We start from the raw sequence: 789 nt of genomic DNA, 5'->3' as shown, positions 1-789 counted from the left end.
CCGGCATCGTAGGGCCGCAGCCGGTGGACGAATAGCAAAATGAACTGATTGATCGCCAGACCGAGCAGGAACGCCAAGCCGGCGGACAAGGCAGCATGGCGCACATGGTAGCGGTCGGCCTTTGCCCACCATTGCAGGGCAACAGCCAGCACCATCAGCGGAACGCCGATTTGTGAGACGGCGATCATTGCCTTATCAAGAAAAGGGCTGATCCCGGCTGCCGCGTTGATCCAGTGGGTTAGAGCTGCATCCATCGTTTCTCGTTTCCGCTGTTGTCGATCGCAAGGTGAATTTTGTGAAAGCAGTAGACGAACGCCGCATCCATCAGATTTTCGAGCTCAGCATCTGGCTTAAAGGGGCGCATGCCCTGATCGAATGCGTGGGCGGGATCCTGCTTTATGTCGTCACCACCGACGCCATTGCCTCCTGGGTCAATACATTCACCCAAGAGGAATTGATCGAAGATCCGAACGATTTCATAGCTGGCTATCTGTCGCAGATGGCAAGCCACTTTTCCGTCGCCAGCAAGGAGTTTTATGCCTTCTACCTGCTTAGCCACGGCCTGATAAAACTGCTGCTCGTTGTCGGGCTTTTGAGAGGCAAGCTGTGGTCGTATCCGGCATCGCTTGCGGCGCTGGGCGCATTTATGTTCTATCAAGTCTACCGCTACTCCTACACTCATTCGTTCGGCCTGCTTGTCCTGACCGTATTCGATGCTGTCGTCATGGTGCTGATCTGGCATGAATGGAAGGTCGTGCGGCAGCACAAGCCGGCATGACAGCGAAGTTT

The 789-nt window shown here is 55.1% G+C and carries 1 protein-coding gene and 1 pseudogene; one reads left to right on the top strand and one right to left on the bottom strand.

Features of this window, described 5'->3' with window-relative positions; translation table 11 throughout:
• Positions 1-254, bottom strand: a pseudogene (locus NKJ81_RS32575) (phosphatase PAP2 family protein); the annotation flags it as partial.
• Positions 255-286: 32 nt separating this feature from the next.
• Between NKJ81_RS32575 and NKJ81_RS32570 the strand changes: the two are divergent.
• Entirely contained in the window at positions 287-778 is a 492-nt protein-coding gene (locus tag NKJ81_RS32570; RefSeq protein ID WP_352542988.1) for a DUF2127 domain-containing protein, read from the top strand.
• Positions 779-789 lie beyond the last annotated feature (11 nt).

The sequence above is a fragment of the Mesorhizobium sp. M0018 genome (assembly GCF_040323955.1).
Classification (GTDB): domain Bacteria; phylum Pseudomonadota; class Alphaproteobacteria; order Rhizobiales; family Rhizobiaceae; genus Mesorhizobium.
The sequence above is the reverse complement of the archived record's forward strand: the minus strand, read 5'-3'. Positions and strand labels throughout refer to the sequence as shown.